The 23,801-nt window shown below is 72.7% G+C and carries 18 protein-coding genes; 3 read left to right on the plus strand and 15 right to left on the minus strand.

Going from position 1 to position 23,801, the window contains the following annotated elements; genetic code table 11:
- Positions 1–93 precede the first annotated feature (93 nt).
- The 14 genes from ACIGXX_RS35915 to ACIGXX_RS35980 form a co-directional block, all read right to left on the minus strand.
- Complete coding sequence (locus tag ACIGXX_RS35915; protein ID WP_399982130.1) at positions 94–969, minus strand: undecaprenyl-diphosphate phosphatase; 876 nt, start codon at positions 967–969, stop codon at positions 94–96.
- Positions 970–1,152: 183 nt separating this feature from the next.
- Positions 1,153–2,754, minus strand: a complete 1,602-nt coding sequence (locus tag ACIGXX_RS35920) for an ABC transporter substrate-binding protein (RefSeq protein ID WP_399982133.1) — start codon at positions 2,752–2,754, stop codon at positions 1,153–1,155.
- Positions 2,755–2,799: 45 nt separating this feature from the next.
- Entirely contained in the window at positions 2,800–3,801 is a 1,002-nt protein-coding gene (locus ACIGXX_RS35925) for a serine hydrolase (RefSeq protein ID WP_399982136.1), read from the minus strand.
- Positions 3,798–5,237, minus strand: coding sequence for a serine hydrolase domain-containing protein (locus ACIGXX_RS35930; protein ID WP_399982139.1), 1,440 nt, complete (start codon positions 5,235–5,237; stop codon positions 3,798–3,800). The genes ACIGXX_RS35925 and ACIGXX_RS35930 overlap by 4 nt, the downstream gene beginning before the upstream one ends.
- 147 nt (positions 5,238–5,384) lie before the next feature.
- Positions 5,385–7,004 (minus strand): helix-turn-helix domain-containing protein, encoded by a 1,620-nt coding sequence (locus tag ACIGXX_RS35935; protein WP_361469314.1) that lies wholly within the window; start codon positions 7,002–7,004, stop codon positions 5,385–5,387.
- A 171-nt stretch (positions 7,005–7,175) separates the two neighbouring features.
- Entirely contained in the window at positions 7,176–8,285 is a 1,110-nt protein-coding gene (menC, locus tag ACIGXX_RS35940) for an o-succinylbenzoate synthase (protein ID WP_399982295.1), read from the minus strand.
- 26 nt (positions 8,286–8,311) lie between these two features.
- Complete coding sequence (locus ACIGXX_RS35945; protein ID WP_399982143.1) at positions 8,312–9,208, minus strand: GNAT family N-acetyltransferase; 897 nt, start codon at positions 9,206–9,208, stop codon at positions 8,312–8,314.
- A complete protein-coding gene (locus tag ACIGXX_RS35950) occupies positions 9,201–10,382 on the minus strand; it encodes a M20 family metallopeptidase (protein WP_399982146.1) in 1,182 nt (393 codons plus the stop codon). The genes ACIGXX_RS35945 and ACIGXX_RS35950 overlap by 8 nt, the downstream gene beginning before the upstream one ends.
- 1 nt (position 10,383) lies before the next feature.
- The gene (locus tag ACIGXX_RS35955) at positions 10,384–13,752 is read right to left on the minus strand and encodes a serine hydrolase (protein WP_399982149.1); all 3,369 of its coding nucleotides are present in this window, start codon (positions 13,750–13,752) and stop codon (positions 10,384–10,386) included.
- A gap of 45 nt (positions 13,753–13,797) precedes the next feature.
- Positions 13,798–14,850, minus strand: a complete 1,053-nt coding sequence (locus ACIGXX_RS35960; protein ID WP_351169923.1) for a dipeptidase — start codon at positions 14,848–14,850, stop codon at positions 13,798–13,800.
- Positions 14,847–15,821, minus strand: a complete 975-nt coding sequence (locus ACIGXX_RS35965; protein WP_399982155.1) for an ABC transporter ATP-binding protein — start codon at positions 15,819–15,821, stop codon at positions 14,847–14,849. Before ACIGXX_RS35965 ends, ACIGXX_RS35960 begins: the two co-directional genes overlap by 4 nt.
- A complete protein-coding gene (locus ACIGXX_RS35970; protein WP_361469299.1) occupies positions 15,818–17,797 on the minus strand; it encodes a dipeptide/oligopeptide/nickel ABC transporter permease/ATP-binding protein in 1,980 nt (659 codons plus the stop codon). Before ACIGXX_RS35970 ends, ACIGXX_RS35965 begins: the two co-directional genes overlap by 4 nt.
- A 3-nt stretch (positions 17,798–17,800) precedes the next feature.
- A complete protein-coding gene (locus ACIGXX_RS35975; RefSeq protein ID WP_351169914.1) occupies positions 17,801–18,802 on the minus strand; it encodes an ABC transporter permease in 1,002 nt (333 codons plus the stop codon).
- A gap of 165 nt (positions 18,803–18,967) precedes the next feature.
- Entirely contained in the window at positions 18,968–19,429 is a 462-nt protein-coding gene (locus tag ACIGXX_RS35980) for a helix-turn-helix domain-containing protein (protein WP_351169911.1), read from the minus strand.
- A 141-nt stretch (positions 19,430–19,570) separates the two neighbouring features.
- Here ACIGXX_RS35980 and ACIGXX_RS35985 point away from each other — a divergent pair, with 141 nt between their 5' ends.
- On the plus strand, positions 19,571–20,740 hold the full coding sequence (locus ACIGXX_RS35985; protein WP_366463153.1) for a thiolase family protein: 1,170 nt from the start codon (positions 19,571–19,573) through the stop codon (positions 20,738–20,740).
- Positions 20,741–20,774: 34 nt separating this feature from the next.
- Here ACIGXX_RS35985 and ACIGXX_RS35990 read toward each other — a convergent pair whose 3' ends face one another.
- Complete coding sequence (locus ACIGXX_RS35990) at positions 20,775–21,479, minus strand: TVP38/TMEM64 family protein (protein ID WP_351169905.1); 705 nt, start codon at positions 21,477–21,479, stop codon at positions 20,775–20,777.
- 49 nt (positions 21,480–21,528) lie between these two features.
- On the opposite strand from ACIGXX_RS35990, the gene ACIGXX_RS35995 reads away from it, so the two are divergent.
- Entirely contained in the window at positions 21,529–22,227 is a 699-nt protein-coding gene (locus tag ACIGXX_RS35995; protein ID WP_399982161.1) for a DNA alkylation repair protein, read from the plus strand.
- Between the two features lie 319 nt (positions 22,228–22,546).
- Positions 22,547–23,716, plus strand: a complete 1,170-nt coding sequence (gene tuf, locus ACIGXX_RS36000) for an elongation factor Tu (RefSeq protein ID WP_351169899.1) — start codon at positions 22,547–22,549, stop codon at positions 23,714–23,716.
- Positions 23,717–23,801 lie beyond the last annotated feature (85 nt).

The raw sequence follows: 23,801 nt of genomic DNA on the forward strand, positions 1-23,801 counted from the left end.
GAGACAAGTGGGAGATGATCATGGCGTGGTGCTGCATTCAGGCGCTAGAAAATGCTAGATAGCGCTACCTGTGCGGTCCCTCTAGAGCCCGCTCTACCCCGCGGATTCGCCCGCGTGTGGGCTCAGTACACCCATGCTGACCAGCACAATCAGCACGATGCCGAGCAGGATGCGGTAGTACACGAACGGCATGAAGCTCTTGGTCGTAATGAACTTCATAAACCACGCAATTACGGCATATCCGACAATGAAGGCGATGATCGTCGCGAAGATCGTCGGGCCCCAGGACACGTGCCCGCCCTCGCCCGCGTCCTTGAGTTCGAAGGCGCCGGACGCGAGGACGGCCGGGATGGCGAGCAGGAAGGAATAGCGGGCTGCCGCCTCGCGGGTGTAGCCCATGAGCAGGCCGCCGCTGATCGTGGCGCCGGAGCGCGATACGCCCGGGATCAGGGCCATCGCCTGGCAGATGCCGAAGATCAGGCCGTCGCGGACGCCCAGTTCCCGCAGGCTCTTGCGTTCCTTTACGGCGCGGTGCTTGCCGCCGGTCTCGTCGCGGGCCGCCAGGCGGTCGGCGATGCCGAGGACGATGCCCATCACGATCAGCGTCGTGGCGATGAGCCGCAGATCGCGGAACGGGCCCTCGATCTGGTCCTTGAACGTGACGCCGAGCACGCCGATCGGGATCGAGCCGACGATGACCAGCCAGCCCATCTGCGCGTCGTGGTCCGAGCGCGGCACCTTGCCGAAGAGGGAGCCGAACCACGCGGAGATGATCCTCGCGATGTCCTTGCGGAAGTAGATCAGCACGGCGGCCTCGGTGCCGATCTGGGTGATCGCGGTGAACGCGGCCCCCGGATCGTGCCAGCCCGCGAACGCCGCGGTCAGCCGCAGATGCGCGCTGGACGAGATCGGGAGGAACTCGGTCAGTCCCTGGACGAGCCCGAGAATGAAGGATTCAAGCCAAGACATGGAAACTGCGCCGTCCAACTACGGATCATGGGCTGCGGGTGCGGTCATGTGATGGGGGATACGGGAGGTGTGAGTGCGAGGGGTGATCACTCCCTTGCCGTGGGGCAGCGTAGCGTCACTTGGTTACGAGACCGCTGGAGGGCCGTCGTCCGCGGGCGCGGCCACCTGTATGACACCTCCTGTTCAATTTCCGTACATCCGGACCGACGACGGCGTGATGCTGCCGTGGCTCATCTCGAAGCGTGCGCCCGCCCCGAACGTCGGCACGACGGCGTCGACGAAGGGCACCACGTCGACCGAAGCGACCAGCGCCGACTCGGCGCGGCTCCAGGTGGGGCACCCCTTGGTGCCCGGCATGCGCGAGGCCTTGTCGGCCAGGGCCGCGTACGTCTCGTTCTCGATGTGGGCGAAATTCGTGCCGTCCGGAGGCTTCGGTCCGGAGACGAAGGGCCTGAGCTGGGGCGGGAGCGCCAGGCCTAGCGGCAGGACGGCGGCGTCCCAGGACGCGTTGCCCGCGACCACCTGGTTGATGCCCGTGTTGTCGACCCCCTTGAGCGTGACGTCGGCCCCCACGTCCTGCCAGGCCTTCTGGACCAGCTCGGCCGCGGAGGCGGCCGGCTGGCCCAGCTGGCTGGAGTAGACGAGGGTCAGGGTGAGGCGTTTGCCGTTCTTCACCCGGACGCCATCGGCGGTCTCCTTCCAACCGGCCTCGTCGAGGAGCGACTTGGCCGCGCGCACGTCGTGGGTCGGCAGTTTTCCGGCCACCGTGTCGTCCTTGCAGGCCTTCGGATCGATGCTGATGAGGCTGCGCGACGGCTTGCCGGTCCCCGCGGTGAGCACCTTGCCGATGTCCCCCAGATCGACGGCCCTGGCGAGTGCGCGGCGCACCGGCTCGTCCCGCGTCGGGCGGTCCGGGGCCTGGTTGAACCACATCTCGCCCCGCGCCGAGGCCGAGTCGGCGTGGAACTGGCCGCGGCCCAGGAGGCGCTGCTGGTCGGGTCCGCCGAGGCTCGCGGCGTTCAGTTCGCCGGACAGCAGCAGGTTCGCCGCGGTGGTCTCGTTGGCGATGACGCGGATGTGGACCTTGTCCGGCAGCCCCTTCTGCCCGGCCTTCCATGTGCCCGGGCCCCAGGTGTAGTCCTTGCGCCGGGTCAGGGTGTAGTGATCGCCCGGCACCGCCTCGGTGAGGGTGAACATGCCGGTGCCGTGCTGCCCTTGGGCGAGCGCACCGCGGTCGGCCAGGCCCTTGCGGCAGGCCATGGGCACCATGCCGACGTTGCGCAGCAGGAAGGCGTCGGGGATCTTGCTGGTGACGGTGATCTTGCGGGTCCTGGAATCCGCCTTCACCTTGGTCCCCGGGTTCACGAACACGCCGGCCAGCGGCGACCTGTTCTCCGGGTCGGCCACGAACGCGATGTTCGCCGCCACGTCCCGCGCGGTCAGCGGCGCACCGTCCGCGCAGGTGAGGCCCGGCCGCAGGGTGAAGCGGGCGGTGGTGGTGTCCGCCTCCCACTTCTCGGCGAGGCCCGCGGTCACGCCGCCGTCCTTGGCCACGTGGATCAGCGGGTCGTAGAGGAAGCGGTCGACCTGGATGGCACCCGCCATGACGGTCATCGCCGGGTCGAGCGTGCCGGGATCGGACGGCAGCGCCATGGTGAAGCTCCTGCCGTCGGCCAGGCTGCCGCCCGACGCCGCCGGGCCGCCGGCGTCCGGCGCCCCGCCGCAAGCGGTGAGGCCCAGAGCGGCGACGCCGATGACCGCCGCGGCGATCCGCGCAGATCTCATCCGTGTCTCCCTGCGGTGTGGTGGTTCAGCGGGCGGGCTGCTGCCTCAGCCTCGGGCGGTGTACCGGCGCAGATGGTCGACGGCGAGGCGGGCGGTGCGCCCGATCGAGGCGTCGACGGCGGGGAGCCGTTCGTCGAGCGTGGCGGCCCGGGTGAAGACGGCCACGGCGAAGCGGCGGCCGTCGGCGCAGGTCACCACTCCGGCTTCGTTGCGTACGGCGGGCAGCGTGCCGGTCTTCGCGGCGACCGTGACACCGGACGCGAAGCCGGACGAGAGGCGGTGCGGCCAGATCTGACGGGACATCATGCTCCGTACGCACGCGCAGGCTTCGGGCGGACCGGCCCGGTCGGTCCAGATCGCGTCGAGGAGCCGGGTCGTGTCGCGCGGGGTCGAGGCCGATGTGCGGGCGGGATCGAGCACGGCGCTGCGCCAGATCTGCTCGGGCGTCGCGGCGGCGAGCAGACCCTCGAAGTCGAAGGGCTCATCGCCAGGGGGGCCAGGGCTGCCCGAGCCGCCCGCCCCGCCGGCCCCATCAGCGCCGTACGCCCCGCCGGCAGCCCCCGAAGCCCCCGCCCCCGCCCCCGCCCCGCCGAGATCCGCCGCCAGCGACGTAAACAGGTCCTCGCAGCAGCCGATCAACCGCGTGTGGGAGAGGCCGAGTTCGGTCAGCAGCCCGTCCACTGTCGCCCCTCCCAGTCGGTGGTAGAGGACGTCGGTGGCCGCGTTGTCGCTCATCGTCAGCATGAACAGCGCCGCGTCCCGCCACGTCATCTCCACGTCGTCGGCGCAGCCCGCCGTGCCGATCCCGCCGACCCGGAAGCGTGCGGGGATCCTCGTCCGTTCCTGTTCGTCCAGGCGGCCCGCGGCCACTTCACGGGCGTACGCGACCGCGACGGGGATCTTGAAGACCGACGCGAGGACCACCGGCTCGTCCGCGCCGACCGCCACCTCGGGGCCGTCCGCGCGGCCCACCTCGTGTGCGTGCAGGAAGCCGCGCGTGCCCGACTCCGCGAAGACCCCTTCGATCTGCTCGGCCACCTCGCTCATGGCCCCACCCTGCGGTCGGCGCGCCCCGTGTGCAGGAACTGCGCGTGGCCCTCGCCGTCGTCACCGACGAACGCGTGCAGCCGGTGCATGCCGTTCTCGGGGGCCACGGAGATCAGCGTGTCCTCCCACGCGGACGCCACCAGCTCGATCCGCTCCTGGCCGCCGCCGATCTCGGCGAAGATCCCCTTCGGGGTCCGTTCGGCCCACACCCGGCCCTCGTCGTCCTGGCTGACCACCGTGTCGGCGGCCGACGACGCGTACGTGCCCACGTACCGCGACGCGTCGACGCGCGGCGTCTGGGGGTCCGGCACCGGCAGGGCGGGAAGTTCGATGCCGGCGAGGTCGTGCAGGACGCGGCCGACGATCTCCGCGTAAAGGGCGAGCGGGTCGCCGCCGTTGGTCAGGACCGCCACCGCGATGTCGTGGCCCGGTACGACACGCAGGAACGCGGACTGGCCGATCGTGCCCCCGTCGTGGCCGACGACCGTGCCGCCGGGGAAGTCGAAGATCTCCCAGCCGAGGCCCCAGGAGTCACCCATGAGCCCCAAGGGCGGTACGTCCGCCTGTCGTCGGCGCATGGCGTGTGCGCTGTCGGCGCCGAGCACGCGCCCGCCGTCCGGGCCCAGGCCGTCGGCCAGATGCATACGGGCGAACGTCAGCAGGTCGCGGGGCCGCATGGCCAGCATCGCGCCCGCCGCGGCGTTCGAGCGGGCGAGCGCCCACACCTGGGCCGGCCGCGGCTCGGCGTCCGGGGTGGCCCGGATGTGGCCGACCGCGGCCCGGTGCAGGATCGCCTCGTAGGGTCCTGTGGCCGCGTGGGTGAGGCCCAGCGGGGCGAAGAGGTGCTCGCGCAGACACGCGTCGTACGGCTTCTCGCGCAGCACCTCGACGATCCGGCCGAGCACGCAGTAGGCGGCGTTGTTGTACGAGAACCGCTCGCCCGGCGTGAACAGCTGAGGGGTGTCGCCGAGCGTGGCGACGAACTTCTCCAGGCAGTCGTCGCCCCGGCCGGTGTCGGTGAAGAAGTCGCCCTCGAACCCGGCGACATGGCACATCAGCTGCCGCACGGTGATGCGGGCGGCGGCCTCGTCGTCGGCGAGCTTGAAGTCCGGCAGATGGTCGCGCACGGGCGTGTCGAGGTCCAGCTTCCCGTCGTCGACGAGCTGCATCGCCAGGGTCGTCGTCCAGACCTTGGTGATCGAGCCGATCTGGAAGAGGGAGTCCGGTGTCGCCTCGACGCCGGTGTCCTTGCTGAGGACGCCGGCGGCGGCGTCGATCACCGCGTCGCCGACGCTCACGGCGACGGCCGCACCCGGCACCTGGTTCTCGGCGAGCAGATCGGCGAGGCGTCCGTTCAACCAGCCTTGGAGCGCGTCCAGTCGTCCTCGCGTCCTCGCTCCCGACGGTGTCCGCGCCTTCGACGGTGTCCTCGACATGCGTCTCCCTCGTCTCCCTCGTCCATCGGGTGGTTCGGTCGAGCTGGCAGCGAGGCTAGGCCGCGGTCCGGGGGCGGCGATTCGTCCGCGCGCACCATGCGGGAGGGCCCGTTCCATCGTCCGGCACCAAACCGGTGGGGTGAACTGCTAGGACCGTCGCGCGTGCGGCCACAGCCGCAGTTGCAGCATCGCGGCGAACCGCGCGTCGCTGTCCGTCAGGTCGAGGCCGCCCACCTCCGCGAGCCGCCGCAGCCGGTAGCGGAAGGTGTTCGGGTGCACATGGACGGCGGCGGACGCCGCTGCCACGTCGCCGAACGCGTCGAGCCACGCCCGCAGCGTCTCGACCAGACAGGTGTGGTGCGCCGCGTCGTACGCGCCGAGCCGGGCCACGGGGCCGGACGGCGGGTCGCCGCGTTCGGCGATCACGTCGGTGAGCTCCAGGAGCAGCGACTCGACGAGTACGTCGGTGATGCGGGCCACCGAGCGCTTCCCCTCGCCCGCGCGCAGCACCCGCAGCGCCCGGTCGGCGCCTGCGCGGGAGGCGGGCAGGGCGGTGCTCTCCCGCGCGAGCGGGCCGACCCCGACGAGCAACTCCTGCCGCTCGCCCACCCGTTCCAGGAACTCGTCGGCGACCCGGGCGGCCCGCTCCTCGGGGTCGGGACGCCCCGCCGGTGCCGGGACGATCCCGTAGACGACGTCACCGACGAGCGCGGCGGCCGAGCGGGGGTGGACGGCGGTCAGGTGCATCGCGAACGCGTCGGCGAGGCGCTGCCGTTCGGCCACGTACCGGGCGTGCCGCGCGACGGAGCGCTCGCCGTCCGCGCGGTCCGCGACGGCGAGGGCGAGCACCACGCCCGGCTGTTCGGCGAGCCCGAGGCGGGCGACGGCCTCGGCCGTGCCCGGCCCGCCCTCCAGGGCCGTGCCCACGAGGTCGGCGCGCAGCCGCCGTTCGACGTCGGCGCCCGCGCGCAGTCGCAGCAGATGCAGCGCGACCAGCTTGGCCGCGTCGCGCAGGGCCTGGTCGCGCTCGGCGCTGAGCGGTCCGTGGACCGCGGCCCAGATGGAGCCGAGTATCTCGTCACCGGCGCGCACGGCCAGGGCCACCCGCGGCAGGCTGAGATCGCCGCCCTCCACCTCCACGAGGGGCTCCACATAGACGGGGCGGTCGCTGCGGTACATGGCCTGGAAGACCCCGCGCTCCTCCAGGACGCGGGTGAAGCGTTCGGGCACCTGGCGGCCGAGGATGGTCTCGACGCGCGAGGGGTCGGCCTCGTCCTGCCGGCCGGAGAAGGCGAGCACCCGCCAGCTGCGGTCCTCGATGGTCACGGGTGCGTCCAGGAGCGCGCCCACCGCGTTGGCCAGCGCGAACAGATCCCCGGACGACACCCCGCCCAGCGTCTCGTGGCCCCTCTCGCCGACGTCGCCCTCGGCGATGAGCGCGCGCAGCATCGCGGCGAGCTGTGCCCACGACGCACCGCGCGTCAGGCCGAGCAGCGCGACCCCGGAGCGCCGCACCGCCTCCGTGATCTTCTCGTCGACGGCGACGGGCGCGCGGACGACGAGCCCCGCGGCACCCTGCGTGCCGAGGGCGTCGAGCAGCAGGACGATCTGCACCGGGTCGTGCACGGCGACACCGAGCACGAGCGCCTGCGGGGGCGGCACCGGTTCGTCGTGCGGGTCGTGGATGACGACGCCGCCGATGTCATCGGCGCCGTCGGGGTCGCCGCACACGAGGTCCAGGAGGGTGGGACCCAGGTCCTCGAGCACGCGCCGCAGGCTGGCTCGCGGATGGGTGGTCACCGGTATGAGCACGCTTCCTCCCGTGGGGCGAGAGACGGCTTTCTGGGCGTCACACGTCCTATACGTCGTATAGGCCGGATGGGTGGCGATCTTACGGGGAGTTCCTCGCGTACGACAGGGGTGTGCGCGGCGTCGGCATCAGGCGGGCAGCCACTCCGTGGACACCGTCACCGCGTCGAGGGCGTCCGCGAGCGGCTCCACGCCGATGCCGGGCCCGGCCGGCACGGGCAGGTGGCCGTCGTCGAGGGTGAACGGCTCGGTGATGTCGGTGCGGTAGTAGCGGTCGGAGGCGGAGGTGTCCCCGGGCACCGTGAAGCCGGGCAGCGCCGCCAGGGCGACGTTCGCGGCCCTGCCGAGCCCGGTCTCCAGCATCCCGCCGCACCACACGGGCACTCCGTGGGCCGCGCACACGTCGTGGATGCGGCGGGCCTCCAGATAGCCGCCGACCCGGCCCGGCTTGATGTTCACGATGCTCGTGGCGCCCAGGGCGATCGCGTCGGCGGCGGCGCGGGCCGAGGTGATGGACTCGTCCAGGCAGATCGGCGTACGCACCTGACGGGCCAGCTCCGCGTGGCCGATCAAGTCGTCCTCGGGCAGCGGCTGTTCGATGAGGAGCAGGTCGAACGGGTCGAGCCGGGCCAGGTGGCGCGCGTCGGCGCGGGTGTAGGCGGTGTTCGCGTCGACCTGGAGCAGCACGTCGTCGCCGAACCGCTCACGCACGGCGCGCACCGGGGCGACGTCCCAACCGGGCGCGATCTTCAGCTTGATGCGTACGTAGCCGTCGTCGAGGTACCCCGCGACGGCCTCCAGGAGCTCCGGCACCGAATCCATGATCCCGACCGAAACCCCGCAGGGCACCCGATCGCGCACGGCACCCAGCTCCCGCGACAGCGGTACGCCGCGCTCGCGCAACTCGGCGTCCAGGACCGCCATTTCGAGGGCCGCCTTCGCCATCAGATGCCCCTTGAAGGGGCTGAGCACGGGAGCGACCGTGGACGCGTCGAGCCGGGTCCTGCCGCCGGTGAGGGCGGGGACGAGGAAGCGGCGCAGCACGTCCGCGCAGGCGTCGACGTACTCGGACGAGTACAGCGGATCGCTCATCGCGACGCACTCGCCCCAGCCCTCGGCGTCGGGCGTGACGGCGCGCAGCAGCAGGGCCTCGCGGACGGTCTGCGTGCCGAACGAGGTCCTGAACGGCGCCACCAGCGGCATCCGGACGCGGCGGATCTCGACTCCGGTGAGCTTCATGCCGTGTTCCTTCATGCCGGGTTCCTTCATGACGTGTTCTTCCTTTCGACGATGTACCGGCCCGCCCGGTCGAAGCCGGTGATCCGTGCCCCGTCCGCGAGCAGTCCGCCCAGGACGTCGCGCAGGGCGGAGCGCCAGACGGCGGCCAGGGCGGGGTCGGTGGCGCGCAGCTTCTCGATGTCGCCGGGTACGGCGACCAGGACGGCCGGGCCTTCGAGGGTGCCGAGGACCGGGCGGTCCTCCGGCGAGACGCCGAGGCCGGTGACGGCGCCCGCCGTGCGCGGCGCGGGGCGCTGCCCCGCGCAGGCCAGGACGGCCTCGGGGGCGGCGAGACGCCAGGTGACCAGGAGGCGGTCGGTGTCGTCGGAGCCGTTGATGCCGTCGTTCATCGGGCCGTAGAAGTTGGGCAGGTACTCGGTGGGCGCGGCGGCCAGTTTGCCGAGGTTGAAGTAGGCGTTGCGGCGCACCAGCGGGTCGAACGTCCAGGAGATCTCGGCCACTTGGTGCCGCAGGGCCCAGGCACGCTGGTGCAGCTTCAGGGCGTAGCCGACGTTGCGGCCGCGCATCCCCGCGGCCACGCCGGCGATGTGGCTGTGCAGGGCCGCTTCGGCGGGCGGCGAGAAGAACCCGATGCAGGCGCCGACGAGTTCGCCGCCGTCGAAGGCGCCGCCCACGTAGCTGCCCGCCTTGGTGAGCGCGCGCAGCAGCTCGGTCGTCACGGGCGGGGCCTTCCCGTCCGGCCGCCAGATCCCCTCGTAGAGGCTCTCTACGGCCTCCAGGTGGGCCAGGTCGGCGAGTTGCCGTACGGAAACGCGGGCCGAGCGGGCCGCGGACTCCGCCGCGGCGACCGCCTCACCGGCCACGGCTCCCGCGCCGGCGGGGCGGCCCCTGTCGCTGGACAGATCGCTGGACAGATCAATCACTGGTGTCATCTTCTTTGCCGTGGGGGCGCTGGGCGTGATCAAGGAGTTCCCGCAGCAGTGCCGTGAGCAGGGCGGTCCGTCGGGGCAGGTGGGCCACCTCGACGTGTTCGTGGTCGGCGTGGGCGCCGCCGCCGACGGCACCGAGGCCGTCCAGGGTGGGGGTGCCGACGCCCGCGGTGAAGTTGCCGTCCGACGCGCCGCCGACGGCGACCGCGCGGAGCGGTCCGACGCCCAGGTCGTCGGCGATCCGGGCGGCGCGGGCGAACAGGTCCCGTGACGCGTCGCCGGACATGGGCGGCCGGTTGGGGCCTCCGACGACCTCCACGCGGGCGCCGTCGAGCACCGGGCGCAGCGCCCGCATCGCGGTGTCCACCCGGTCCTGCTCGGCGGTGTCGCGCACCCGCACGTCGACGGCGAACTCTCCTTGTGCGGCCACGGTGTTCGTGGTGGTGCCCGCGGTGAGCACGGTCGGCGTGACGGTGGTCCCGGCGGCGGCGTCGCCGAGCGCCGCGACGGCGAGGATCTGGTGGGCCGCCTCGACGCTCGCGTTCACGCCGAGATGGGGTTCGAGCCCCGCGTGGGCGGCGCGGCCCCGCAGCAGCACGTCGTACAGGGACACGCCCTTGCGTTCCGTCTTCAGGGCGCCGCCGTCCGCCGACGCCTCCAGGACCAGGGCCGCGTCGCAGCCGCGCGCCTCGGCCTCGATGAGCGCGCGGGACGACGGTGAGCCGAGCTCCTCGTCGCCGGTGATCAGCACGGTCACGCCGTCGGTGCTGTCCAGCGCGGCCAGGGCGTGGAACGCCATCACCACGCCGGTCTTCATGTCGAAGCAGCCGGGCCCGCGCAGCACGCCGTTCTCGACGCCGAACGGATGGGTGGCGAGCGACCCGAGGGGCCACACCGTGTCGTGGTGCCCGACGATCAGGACGCGGCGCGGCCCCTCGCCGAGCCGCCAGCGCAGATGGGTGCGCCCGTCGATGACGACGCGCTCGGCGGTGGCGTCCAGATGCGCGGCCCCCACCTCGGCCACCAGCTCGGCGCTGCGGGCCACGGCCGCCAGGTCGGCGGACGGCGACTCGCAGCGCACCAGGAGTTCGATGTCGGCGAGGATCTTGGGCAGCGCGGCCTCGAAGTCGCGTACGAGCGCAGCCGGTTGCGGTGCGGGGACGGTCATGTCAGCCCACCTTCGGGGTGGCGCGGGCGCCGTAGTGGAGGTACGGCTCGCCGGTCGGCAGCGTGTAGAAGGTCACCGGGACCCAGGTCTGCTTGCCGGGCTGCTGGAAGACGAACCGGGATGCGCCGACCGGGACGAGCGTGAACTCTTGGGTGGGCGTGGGGTCCAGCTCGGCCAGCGGCCCCGTCACGGTCTGCCGCAGTCTCAACTCACCGCCTGACGCGCGGACTTCGATGTGCGCGCCGGCCCGCTCGTAGACCCCGGTGTGCCGGGAGCCGTCCACGGTCGGCGGCCGGTCGGCCGGAGCCAGGGGGCGGGGCATGGTGAGCCCCGCCACGTCGGCGAAGATCTCCCGGAACAGGTCCTCGTACAGGTCGAGCGTGTTGCCGCCGTTCGTCAGGAGCGTCACCGCGAGCCCCTGGTCGGGCAGCACCCGCAGGAACGCGGACTGGCCGATGGTGTTGCCGTCGTGCCCGTACAGCCGCTGTCCGTCCCAGCCGAACCGGATCCAGCCCAGGCCCCAGGAGTCGCCCAGGGTGTGCCGGTCCGGCAGGTCGGTCTGGTGGGCGGCCATCTGTGCCGCGCTCTTCTCGCTCAGGACACGGGTGCCGTCCGGGCCCAGGCCCCCGGTCAGATGCAGCCGGGCGAAGGCGAGCACGTCCGCGGTGTCGGCGCTGATGAGACCGGCGGGGCCGACCGAGCGCGGCAGCCCCCACACCGGGGCGGGCGCGGGCTTCGCGTCGCCCTCGGCGACATGGCCGACCGCGGCGCGCAGGAGCAGCGCCTCCTCCGGGAGCGTCAGCGCGCGCTTCAGGCCCAGCGGCGTGAAGAGCCGCTCGCGCAGCGCGGCGTCCCAGGTGAGACCCGTCAGCTTCTCGATGACCCGACCGGCCAGGTTGAAGCCCGAGTTGCAGTACGAGAACGTCGCGCCCAGGGGGTGGCTCTGCGGCGTCTCGTCGAGCAGTTCGACGTAGCGCTCCAGGCAGTCGTCGCCGCGGCCGGTGTCGGTGAAGACGTCGCCGTCGATGCCGCTGGTGTGGGTGAGCAGATGCCGCATCGTCACCTGCTTGGTGACGGCCGGGTCGGCCAGGCGCAGGTCGGGCAGGACGTCGACGAGCGGGGCGTCCAGGTCCAGCTTGCCCTCGTCGACGAGCTGCAGGACGACGGTCGCCGTCCAGACCTTGGTGACGGACCCGATCTGGAAGACCGAGTCGTCGGTGACCTCCACGCCGGTGGCGGTGTTCAGGACGCCGTGATGGGCCTGGAGTACGTCGTCCTCCACACCGTCCGGACCGAGCCGCAGAATGCCGAGGGCCGCGCCGGGCACCTTGTGCGCCGTGGCCAGTTCGGCCAGGCGGCGCTGCCAGTGGGCCGTGTCGAGGGGCACCTTGCGCGGCCGTCCGGGCACCCCGGCGTACTGCTCCACCCAGTCCACGACGCGCCGGTTGAAGTCGGCCCGGTGGGAGGGCAGGCCGTCGAGCGGGAACAGATGCGCGCCGCCCGGGTACAGCACCAGTTCGGTGGGAACACCCCGCGCCCGCAGCGCGGTGAACCACTGCTCGGCCTGCCCGACGGGGCAGCGATCGTCGTCGCCGCCCTGCACGACGAGGGTCGGGGTGCGCACCTGGTCGACGTGGGTCAGCGGCGACTGGCGCGCGTAGTGCTCGCGGTCCGTCCACGGCGGGCCGCCGAGCTCGGCCACGCCGAGCAGATGCGCGGCGTCGGACGTCCCGGCGACGCTGGTCAGATCGCTGACCACGCCGCCCGCGACGGCCGCGGCGAACCGGTCGTCACGGCTGGTCAGATAGCAGGTCATGAACCCGCCGTAGCTGTATCCGGTGACGGCCAGGCGGCGCGGGTCGGCGATGCCCTCGGCGACGAGCTGGTCGAGGGGTTCGGTGAAGTCCCCGGCATCGCGCAGGCCCCAGCCGCCGAGCGCCGCCGTGAAGAACTCCTCGCCGTAGCCGTCGCTGCCGCGCGGGTTGACCAGCAGCACCGTCCAGCCGCGGGCGGCGAGCACCTGGTGGTAGAGGTGCCCGGAGTCGGCCGCGCCGTTCCACGCGTTGTGCGGGCCGCCGTGGATGTCCAGGAGCAGGGGAGCGGGGCCGTCGAGGGCCGGGTCGCGCACCAGCCAGCCGTGCACCACCGTGCCGTCGGAGACGGTGAACTCCCGCTCCTCGCGCACGAACAGCTCGGGTGCGCCGTCGTAGCCGCCGTGCCCGGTGCGGGTGTCCAGCGTGCCGGTGGCGAGGTCGACCGTGGCTATCTCCCCGTAGGAGGTCGCGGTGGACAGCACGACCGCGACGGTGCCGCCCGCGGTGGACACCCCGCTGACCTGGAGCGCGTCACCGCCGACCGCGCACCGCGGGATGCCGCTCCCGTCGGCGTCGGCGACGTACAGCCGCGTGCTGCCGCGATCCCGCAGGCAGACGAGTACGTGGTCTCCGTCGGCGGTGAGCCGGGGCGGCGCGCCGGGGTAGCCGGGCCCGCCGAGCATGACGTTGCGGTCCAGGGCGCCGGTGAGGTCGACGGGCGGTCCTGCTCCTTGCCCGGCGACCGGCACACGCAGCAGCCGGGCGTGGCCGACGGCGGTACCGGTCGAGCCGACGACCAGGAGTGCCTCGCCGTCCGCCGTCCACGTCACGGCCGCCGCCTGCCCGTCGGCCGAGCCCACCCGCACCGGCTCGGCGGAGCGCGGCCCCACGTCGATGACGTACGCCGCGCTGCGGAACGTCAGGTCCGCGTCCTCCTCGCGTGCGGCGGGGAACGCCAGGCGGGTTCCGTCGGGCGACCAGGCGGGGGCGCCTGCGTGCCAGTCGCCGCGGGTGAGCTGCCGGACCTCGCGGTCGGCGACGCGCACCACGTGCAGGTGGGTGCGGATGGTGCGCAGCAGTCCCGCGCCGTCGGCCTTGTAGCCCAGGCGCCGGGCGACGACGGGCGCCGTGGCGCGTGCGCTGTCACCCTCCGCGTGAGAAGCGCCCGGGTCGACCGGCGCGGTGAACGCGAGCGCACTGCCGTCCGGGCTCCACACCGGCGCGCCCGCGCCCAGCGGCAGCGTCGTGAGCTGCTCGGGCTCGCCGCCCGCCACGGGCAGCAGCCACACCTGCGCGGGGCCGTCGCCCGGGGTGCGCAGGAAGGCGAGGCGGGTCCCGTCGGGCGACCAGGCGGGCGCCACGTCCGCCGTGCCGCGCGTCAGTTGGCGGGGTGCGCCGCCGGTGGCGCCGACCTGCCACAGCGTGCGCACGTCCCGGTCGGCGGCACGGTCGGCGGTGCGCAGCACGTACACGATCTCGGCGCCGTCCGGCGAGACCGCGGGCTGCTCGGGCACCGCGAGGTCGTACAGGTCGTCGATGCGCAGGCGTGGGGTCACGGTGCGCCACCTCCTCAAAGGTCGGAAGTCGGGGGCGGTGGTGGTTCAGGAGGCGGGCTGGCCCAGACCCTCGCGGAAGAGACGCAGCACATTGCCGCCCAGGACCCGCGCGACGTCGCCGTGGTCCCAGCCGCGCCGCAGCAGTGCCTCGGTCACCAGCGGAAGCCCGGCGGGCCCTTCGAGGCCGGGCAGGAACTGGTCGGTGCGGACGCCTTCGATGACCGGGTGCGCGCAGCAGGGCGGAATGGTGTCGTCCATGACCTCCTGGACGAAGTCCGGTCCGAGGCCCACGTGGTCGAGGCCCGCGACGTCCGCCAGATGCTCGATGTGGTCGACGAGCCGGTCGAGGGTGTAGTCGCTCTCGTGCAGGAACGGGGCGAAGAAGTTCACGCACACCACGCCGCCGTTCGCGGCGGTCGCCTTCAGCTGGTCGTCGGTGAGGTTGCGGTGGTGGTCGCGCAGCGCACGCGCGGAGGAGTGCGTGGCGATGACCGGCCGGGACGCCAGCTCCAGCACGTGGTCGACCCCGGCGGCGCCGAGATGGCTGATGTCGAACATCATGCCGATGCGCTCCATCTCGGCGACCGCGGCGACGCCCGCCCGCGTCAGCCGGCTCCCGGCCGCGTCCTCGCCGCTGCCGTCGGCGAGCGGCGTACGCCCGAAGTGCGCGAGGGAGGCGATCCGTACGCCCAACCGGTAGAGCGTCTCCAGGAGTTCGACGTCCTCGGCGACGCCCGGCGCGCTCTCCAGGGCGAGCACGAGCGCGATCCTGCCGTCGGCCAGGGCGGCGTCCACCTCGGCGCCGTCGCCGCAGAGCCGGACCGCGTCGGCGTTGCCCTCGGCGAGGCGGTGCGCGGCCTCGATCATGCGCAGCGTCTGGCGCAGCGCTCCCTCGGGCCGGTACGTGTCGTCGATGAACACGGGCAGCACCTGTACGTTCACGCCGCCCGCGTGGAGTTGGGGCAGCCACCGCTGCCGGAAGAACTCCGCCCACCGGTCGACGGGCCGGGCCGTCACCGCGCACAGCAGGTCGTTGTGGGTGTCGGCGACGACGCTGCGCCGGTGCAGTTCGGCGGCCTCGCTCGATGCCGTGGTCATGTCCGGGCTCCCTTCGGTTCGGCGGGTTCCCCCGCGAAGTGACAGGCCGCCCGGTGCGGACGCCGCTCGGCGTCCTGCGCGGGGTCGGCGGTGCGGCACAGGTCGCGGCCGTCCCGGGCGAGGGGGCCGAGAGCGCACCGCGGGTGGTAGCGGCAGCCGGGCGGCGGGCGGTGCGGGTCGCTCGGCTCGGCGTCGGCGGTTCCGGCGACACCGAGGTCCTCGAACAACGGAGTGTTCCAGGACGGGGCGGCACTCAACAGGTCGCGCGTATAGGGGTGTTGAGGGTCGCGGAGCACCTGCTCGGCCGGGCCCGCCTCGACGATCCGCCCCAGGTACATGACGGCGATGATGTCGCTGAGGTAGCGCACGACGGCGAGATTGTGCGAGATGAACAGCATGGACAGGCCCAGACGCTGCCGTACGTCGCGTACGAGATTGAGCACGGCGCCCTGGACCGACACGTCGAGCGCGGAAGTGATCTCGTCGGCGATCACCACCCGCGGCTTCCCGGCCAGCGCGCGGGCCAGCGCGACGCGTTGAAGCTGGCCGCCGGAGAGCTGGGCGGGCAGCGCCTTGGCGCGGCCGGGGTCGAGATTGACCAGTTCGAGGAGCCGCGCGACCTCGGCCCGCTTCTCCTTGGCGCGGTCGCCGCGCGGCATCGCCTCACCGATCGAGGCGCCGACGCTCATGCGCGGGTCCAGCGAGGAGTGCGGGTCCTGGAAGACCATCTGCAACGGGCGGTGCCCCGACAGCCGCCGTACGTCGGTGCCGTCGAGCAGTACCCGTCCCGCGCTGATCGGCGCGAGGCCGACGGCGCTGCGGGCGAGCGTCGACTTCCCGGACCCCGACTCGCCCACCAGGCCGACCACTTGACCGGACGGCACGGTCAGGCTGACTCCGTCGACGGCGGTCAGGCGGCCGCGCCCGCTTCCGTACCGCACGCTCACCTGTTCAAAGACCAGCTCGCTCATACGCCACCTCCGGCGGCCTCGACGTCGACCTGCGCACCGCTTCCGGGACGGATCGCGGGCCCTGCGCCCTGCGGATGCCAGCAGGCCACGCGATGGACGCCGCTGATGGCGCCCACGTCCTCCGGTACCGGGTCCTCGGTCAGGCACCGCTCGTCGGCGAACGAGCAGCGCGCCGCGAAGGAGCAGCCCGCGCCCACCTGGCCGGGCTCCGGCGGCCGCCCGGGGATGAGCGCGAGCGGCGCGTCCCGGTCGGTGTCGAGCGCCGGTACGGAGGCGAGGAGGGCCCGGGTGTAGGGGTGGCGGGCGGCCGTGCGCAGGTCGGCGGTGGGCAGCTCCTCCACGATCCGCCCGGCGTACATCACCAGGACCCTGCGGCAGCTCTGCGCGACGACGGTGATGTCATGGCTGATCAGCAACAGCGCGGCCTGGCCGCCCTGTTGACCGTCCGCGCGTTCGTGCTCCCGCACCTGGGCGAGCAGTCGCAGCACCTGTCGCTGCACGGTGACGTCCAGCGCGGTTGTCGGCTCGTCGGCGATGACCAGGCGCGGTTCGCCCATCAGCCCCATGGCGATCATCGCCCGCTGCCGCATGCCGCCGGAGAACTCGTGCGGATACTGACGTGCCCGCCGTTCGGCCGCGGGCACCCGCACCTCGCGCAGCCGCTCGACGGCCCGCGTGAGCGCCTTTGCGCGCGAGAGCCCCTGATGCTGCTCGGAGACCTCGGCGAGCTGGCGTCCCATCCGCCGGGTCGGGTTGAAGGAGGTCATCGGATCCTGGAACACCAGCGCCAGCGACGTACCGAGAAGCCCGCGCACCTGGGCCTCGGGCACCCCCAGGAGCGGCTTCCCGAGGAACTCCAGGCGGGCCGCGGACACCACTCCGGGCGCCTCGATCAGCCGGGAGACACCGAGCGCGGTCAGGCTCTTCCCGGAGCCGGACTCACCGACCACGCCGACGGATTCCCCGGCGCCGACGGTGAAGCTGACACCCCGCACCGGCGTCACCGGCCCGGCAGCCCCGGGAAAGGCGACGCGCAGATCCTCCACGACCAGCACGGGCCCGCCGTCGGCGGGTTCCGTGGACGCGCGGGCAGCGGAGGCAGGCGCGGGAGCAGGTGCGGCAGCGGGCATCGCGAAGCGCACCGTGGAACGCGCCCCCACCACCCCCGCCACCGTCTCCCCGAACAGGTTGAACGCGAGCCCGGCGACCACCACGGCGACACCCGGCGCGAGGGCGGCCGTGGGATTGACGTAGATCTGGTTGAGCCCCTCGCCGAGCAGCCGCCCCCAGTCGTAGTCCGGGGCCTGCACCCCGATGCCGAGGAACGAGAGCCCGGCGAAGGCGAGCAGTGCCATGCCCGCGCCGATGGTGGCGTTGACCACCAGCGGCTCACCGATGTTGGGCAGCACATGCCGTACGAGAAGACGGAACCGCCCCACCCCCGCCACCCGCGCCGCGGCCACGAAGTCCCGCCCGGCGATCCCCGCGGCCAGCGTCTGCGTGAGCCGGGCGAAGGCGGGCGCCATGGCCAGTCCGATGGCGAGCACCGCCCCCTTGGCCCCGACCCCGAAGATCATGGCGAAGAACAGGGCGAGCAGCAGCCCGGGGAAGGCCACGGCGATGTTCACCACCGAGGTCACGAGCCGCCCCGCCCACCGGGGGAGCACGGAGGGCGCCGTCCCCAGGAGCGTGCCGGCCACCACCCCGATCGCCGTCGCCGTCACGGCGAGCAGGAGCGAGAGGCGCGTGGCGACGAGGACGCGGGCGAGGATGTCCCGCCCCAGGCTGTCGGTGCCGAGCAAGTGCGCGCCGGTCGGCCCCTGTTGGAGGGCGTCCACGTCCACCGCCGATGCCCGGTCGCCCCAGAGCAGGGGCGCGAACAGGGCAAGGGTGAGCAACAGCACCAGCAGCGCGGCCGAACAGGCCCCCACGGGCGTACGCACGACGGTCAGGATCTTCGTACGGGCGTTCCGCATGGCTCAGGCCTCCCGGATCGTCGAGCGTGGATCGAGCACCGCGAGCAACACGTCGACCAGCAGATTCACCGTCAGGACACCGATCCCGTAGACCAGGACGATGCCCTGCACCACGGGGTAGTCCTTCTGCTGGATCGACTGCACGATCGTCGAGCCGAGGCCCGGCCACGCGAAGACGTTCTCCACCAGGACGGTCCCGGCCACCAGGCCGGTCAGCACGAGGCCGCCCATGGTCAGCGTCGCGGTGAGCGCGTTGGGCAGCGCGTGGCGTGCGTAGATCCGCCGGGCGGGCAGCCGTTTGGCGCGTGCCGTGCGGATGAAGTCGTCGCCGAGCACGGCCAGCATCTCGACCCGCACGATCCGCGCCAGGACGGCGGCGGGGCCGACGGCCAGCGCGAGTACGGGCAGCACGTACGAGGCGGGGCCGCCGCGCCCGGCCACGGGGAACCACCCCAGATGGACCGAGAAGACGTAGACGAGCCCGACGGCCAGCAGGAATTCCGGTATGGCCGCCAGCAGCACGCTGGTGGACGTGAACGCCAGCTCCCCGCCCCTGCGCCGCCCGCCGCGGGTCAGCACGGCCATCACCGCACCGACCGGCACCGCCACCACCATGGCGACGGCGAACGCGGCGACGGCCAGCTGCGCGGTCGCGGGCAGGCGGTCGCCGATCTGCTGCGACACCGGCAGATCGCTCAGCACGGATGTGCCGAAGTCGCCGCCGAACACCGACCGCAGGTAGTGCCAGTACTGCGTGAGGAGGCCGTCGTCGAGGCCGAGGGCCTGCCGCCGCGCGTTCACCGTCTCCACCGGCGCCGTCATGCCGAGCGCCGACCGCACCGGGTCCCCGGGCATCAGATGGATCATCGCGAAGGCGGCGGTCACCACCACCCACAGCGACACCACGAACCGCCCGAGCCGCCGTCCGAAGAAGGACAGCCACGGACTTTCCAGCACTCGCGCCCGCGCACCCGGTGGTGCGGGCCTGGCAACCACAGTGGACACCGGCAACGACCTCCGTCGGACTCCGTGTCGGAACCCTGTGAGTGTCGCGTCGGTCGGGCGGCCCGCGATTCGTCCCCGCGCACAAGAAGAACGGGTCGGCTCGTGCCACAGGACAAGGCGGTCACGCGCGTCCGCGGGCCTCGTCCATGCCGCGGTGCGGCTCGATCAGGCGGCCGTGGGGCCCGTCGTCGTCCAGCCGGGGGCCTGCGGGTGCGCGGTGAGGTCGTCGTGGCGCACCTGGTCGCCGCAGGCCGCGCAGGTCACGAGCGGGACCATCTCGTGGCCGCAGACGTGCTCGATGACCATCGGGCGGTCGGCGTCCTTGCGGAGGTGGCGGTCGCCCCAGGCCATCAGGGTCATCAGGACCGGTTCCAGTTCGAGGCCGGCCTGGGTGGGCCGGTACTGGAAGCGCTGCGGGCGCTCGCTGTAGGCGATCTTCTCCAGGACGCCGGCGTCCACCAGGCGGCGCAGGCGCGTCGCGAGGATGTCGCGCGGGGCGCCGATGTTGCGCACCAGCTGGTCGAAGCGTCCGTTGCCGAGGCAGACCTCGCGCAGGACGAGCAGGGAGTACTTCTCGCCGACAAGGGCGAGGGCGTCGGCGATCGAGCAGGGGCGCGCATCCTTCATGCGGGCAGTGTAGAGGAGGGTTTGTTTTTCCAACTCACCGGGCTATGGTGAGTCCAGATTTCCTACTCACTGGTAATCGCCAGGGGGAGCGGGGGAGAGCGACCTCGTGCTGCCCGCCTGGCGCCCTAGGAGGACCGCACCATGCGTGACGCCGTCATCGTCGAAGCCGTACGCACCCCGGTCGGCAAGGGCAAGCCGAACGGCTCCCTCGCCCATGTCCACCCCGTCGAGCTGCTCGCCCACACCCTGCGCACCCTCGTGGAGCGCACGGGCATCGATCCCGCCCAGGTCGACGACGTGATCGGCGGCTGCGTCGACCAGGTCGCCGAGCAGGCCATGAACACGACCCGTTACGCCGTCCTGTCCGCGGGCTTCCCCGAGTCGGTGCCCGCGACCACCGTGGACCGCCAGTGCGGTTCGTCCCAGCAGGCCGTGCACTTCGCCGCGCAGGGCGTCATCTCCGGGGCGTACGACATGGCCGTCGCCTGCGGTGTGGAGTCGATGAGCCGCGTCCCGATGTGGTCGAACGTCCCGGCGGGCGCCGACCCCTTCGGACCGGGCGTCGCCGAGCGCTTCCCCGAAGGGCTCGTCCCGCAGGGCATCAGCGCCGAACTGATAGCCGCCAAGTGGTCCGTCGGCCGCGAGCGGATGGACGTCTTCGCCACGACCTCCCACCAGCGGGCGGCGCGAGCCTGGGACCAGGGCCTGTTCGACGCGGAGGTCGCCCCGATCGACGGCGTCACCCGCGACGAGTCCGTACGCCCCGCCACCACCCCGGAGATCCTCGCGGGCCTGAAGCCCGCCTACGAGGACCCCGCCTTCGGCGAGCGCTTCCCGCAGATCGACTGGTCCGTCACCGCGGGCAACGCGAGCCCCACCAACGACGGGGCGTCCGCGGTCCTCATCACCACCAGCGAGCACGCCGCACGCCTCGGCCTGCGTCCGCTCGCCCGGCTGCACAGCTTCGCCGTCACCGGGTCCGACCCGCTCCTGATGCTCACCGGCATCCTGCCTGCCACCGAAAAGGTGCTGCGCAAGGCTTCGTTGAGCCTCGACGACATCGACCTCTTCGAGGTCAACGAAGCCTTCGCGAGCGTCGTGCTCGCCTGGCTCCAGGAGACCGGCGCGGACCCCGAGAAGGTCAACGTGCACGGCGGGGCGATTGCGTTGGGGCATCCCCTGGGCGCGAGCGGCACGCGTCTGATGACGACACTCGTCCACGCGATGCGGGCGCGGGGCGCGCGCTATGGGTTGCAGACCATGTGCGAGGCGGGGGGCCTGGCCAACGCGACGATCCTGGAGTCCCTGTAGAAGATCCTGGAAGCCCCGGAGCAGGCGAGAGCGTTCAGCGGTCGCGCAAGTGGTGGCGCTTGCACCACGCCACCACCGCGCCCGCCAGGCCCGTCACCGCGATGAAGCCCATCGCGACGAGGAAGGCGGGGGACGTCGGCGTCGAGGCGCGGGCGCCCGCGATGACGTACGCGGCGGTGTTCGGGATCGACCCCAGGCCGGTGGCGAGCAGAAACGGCAGCCATCCCATGCGGGACACCGCCGCGCAGTAGTTGGCGGCCGCGAACGGCACCCCGGGAAACAGCCGCGCCGCCAGCATCGACCGGAAGCCGTGCCTGCTCAGCTGCCCGTCGGCCGCCTGGAGCCAGCGCCCGCGCAGCAGCGGGCGCAGCGCGTCCTGCCCCAGCATCCGGCCGAGCCCGAAGGCGATCCCGGAGCCGAGGACCGTGCCCGCGAGCGCGGCGGTGAGCCCCGCCTGCGAACCGAAGAGGGCGCCTGCCGCCAGATTGAGGATCGGACGCGGTACGAACGCCGTGGTGCACAGGCCGTACGCGAGGGCGAACACCAGCACGGCGGCGGCACCGCCGAGCTGCCGGAGCCCTCCGTCGGAGAGGACCCGCTGCGGCTCGAAGAGCAGCACGCACGTCCCGGCGGCCGCGAGCAGCACCACCAGCAGAGACAGCCGCGACCAGGGCGAGAGCAGGACCCTGGTGCAGCGCACGGCGAGGCCCTGCGGGCGGGCGGCGGCGGTGTCGAGCATCCGGGGAGACTAACCGACAAATGTGTGTGATCGCCGTATGGTGCGTCTCATGAGCGTCACAGTCCCGCGCAGTGACCTGGCGGACACCGTCATGGAGCGGCTCACCACGACGTACCCCAAGGCGGCCGATCCGGAGCGGGCCGTGCGGGCACAGGCGTACATGAAGGACATCGCCCCGTTCCTGGGCCTGCCCTCGCCCCTGCGCCGCGAACTGTCCCGCACGGTCCTCGCCGGGCTGCCGCGCCCCGACGAGGCCGACTGCACGGCGATCGCCCTGCGCTGCTGGGAGCTGCCCGAGCGCGAGTACGCGTACTTCGCCGTCGACCATCTGCGCCGCCACGTGAAGCGCCTCTCCTCGGGGTTCCTGCCGGTCGCCCGCCACCTCGTCACCACGGTCTCCTGGTGGGACACGGTCGACGCGCTCGCCGCGCACGTCGTCGGCGGCCTCGTCACCGCCGATCCGGGGCTCAAGACCGCCATGGACGCCTGGATCGATGACGAGGACCTGTGGGTGGCCCGCACCGCCCTGCTCCACCAGCTCCGCCACAAGGACGCCACCGACACCGGACGCCTCTTCGCCTACTGCCTGCGCCAGTCGGGACACCCCGACTTCTTCATCCGCAAGGCCATCGGCTGGTGCCTGCGCGAGTACGCCAAGACCGATCCGGACGCGGTGCGCGACTTCGTCGAGCGGGAGCGCGGGCGTCTGTCGCCCCTCTCGGCGCGCGAGGCCCTGAGGAACCTCTGAGCACACCGGACTTCACGGACCACGCCGGTCGTCACCCGGCGAAAACCATTCGACGTACCCCCGCCCGTCGGCAATGATCTGCCACATGTTCCGGTACGCCTTCCTCGCAGCTCCGACCGCCCTCGCGGTCGCTGCGAAGGCTGCCGTCTTCCTCTTCGCAGCATTTCCTGTCGACGGCGCCCGACGCTGACCCTCCCCGGACACTCCGGCGGACCCCATAGGGGGAGGGTCGGTCAGGCCCCGGGGGTCCCCGTCCCGAGCGCGCACGCGATGACGTGAGCCCAGGACTTCAGCTTCGAGTTCCGGAGAAGGAACCGCCATGTCCAAGACGGCATACATCCGCACCAAGCCGCACCTCAACATCGGCACGATGGGCCACGTCGACCACGGCAAGACCACCCTGACCGCCGCCATCACCAAGGTCCTCAGCGAGCGCGGCACCGGCACGTTCGTGCCCTTCGACCGCATCGACCGCGCCCCCGAGGAGGCCCAGCGCGGCATCACCATCAACATCTCGCACGTCGAGTACGAGACCGACACCCGGCACTACGCGCACGTGGACATGCCCGGTCACGCCGACTACATCAAGAACATGGTCACCGGCGCCGCGCAGCTGGACGGGGCGATCCTCGTCGTCTCCGCGCTCGACGGGATCATGCCGCAGACCGCCGAGCACGTCCTGCTCGCCCGGCAGGTGGGGGTCGACCACATCGTGGTCGCGCTCAACAAGGCCGACGCGGGCGACGAGGAGCTCACGGACCTCGTCGAGCTGGAGGTGCGCGAGCTGCTCTCCGCGCACGGGTACGGGGGCGACTCCGTCCCCGTCGTACGCGTCTCGGGGCTGAAGGCCCTTGAGGGCGACCCGCGCTGGTCCGCCGCCATCGAGGCGCTGCTCGACGCGGTGGACACCTATGTGCCCATGCCCGAGCGGTACGTCGACGCGCCCTTTCTGCTCTCGGTGGAGAACGTGCTCACCATCACCGGGCGCGGGACCGTCGTCACCGGGGCCGTCGAGCGCGGCCAGGTGCGGATCGGCGACCGGGTGGAGGTGCTCGGCGCGGAGACGGAGACCGTCGTCACCGGTCTGGAGACCTTCGGCAAGCCCATGGAGTCCGCGCAGGCCGGCGACAACGTGGCGCTGCTCCTGCGCGGGGTGCCACGCGACGCCGTACGCCGCGGGCACGTCGTCGCGGAGCCGGGCAGCGTCAGTCCGAGGAGCCGCTTCACCGCCCAGGTGTACGTCCTGTCCACCAAGGAGGGCGGACGGTCGACGCCGATCACGACCGGCTACCGGCCGCAGTTCTACCTCCGCACCGCGGACGTGGTCGGCGACGTCGACCTCGGCGACGCCGCCGTGGCCCGCCCCGGCGACACCGTCACCATGACGGTCGAGCTAGGCCGCGACATGCCCCTGGAGACGGGCCTCGGCTTCGCGATCCGCGAGGGCGGCCGCACCGTCGGCGCGGGCACGGTGACCGAGGTCGGCTGACGGCCGATGCCCGCCTGCCTCGGGGGATCCACCCCCGAGGCAGGCGGGCACAATGGAGCGGTGACCGAGGACGAACACACGGACG

The sequence above is a fragment of the Streptomyces sp. NPDC055243 genome, from assembly GCF_044544025.1.
In the GTDB taxonomy this organism is placed as follows: domain Bacteria; phylum Actinomycetota; class Actinomycetes; order Streptomycetales; family Streptomycetaceae; genus Streptomyces.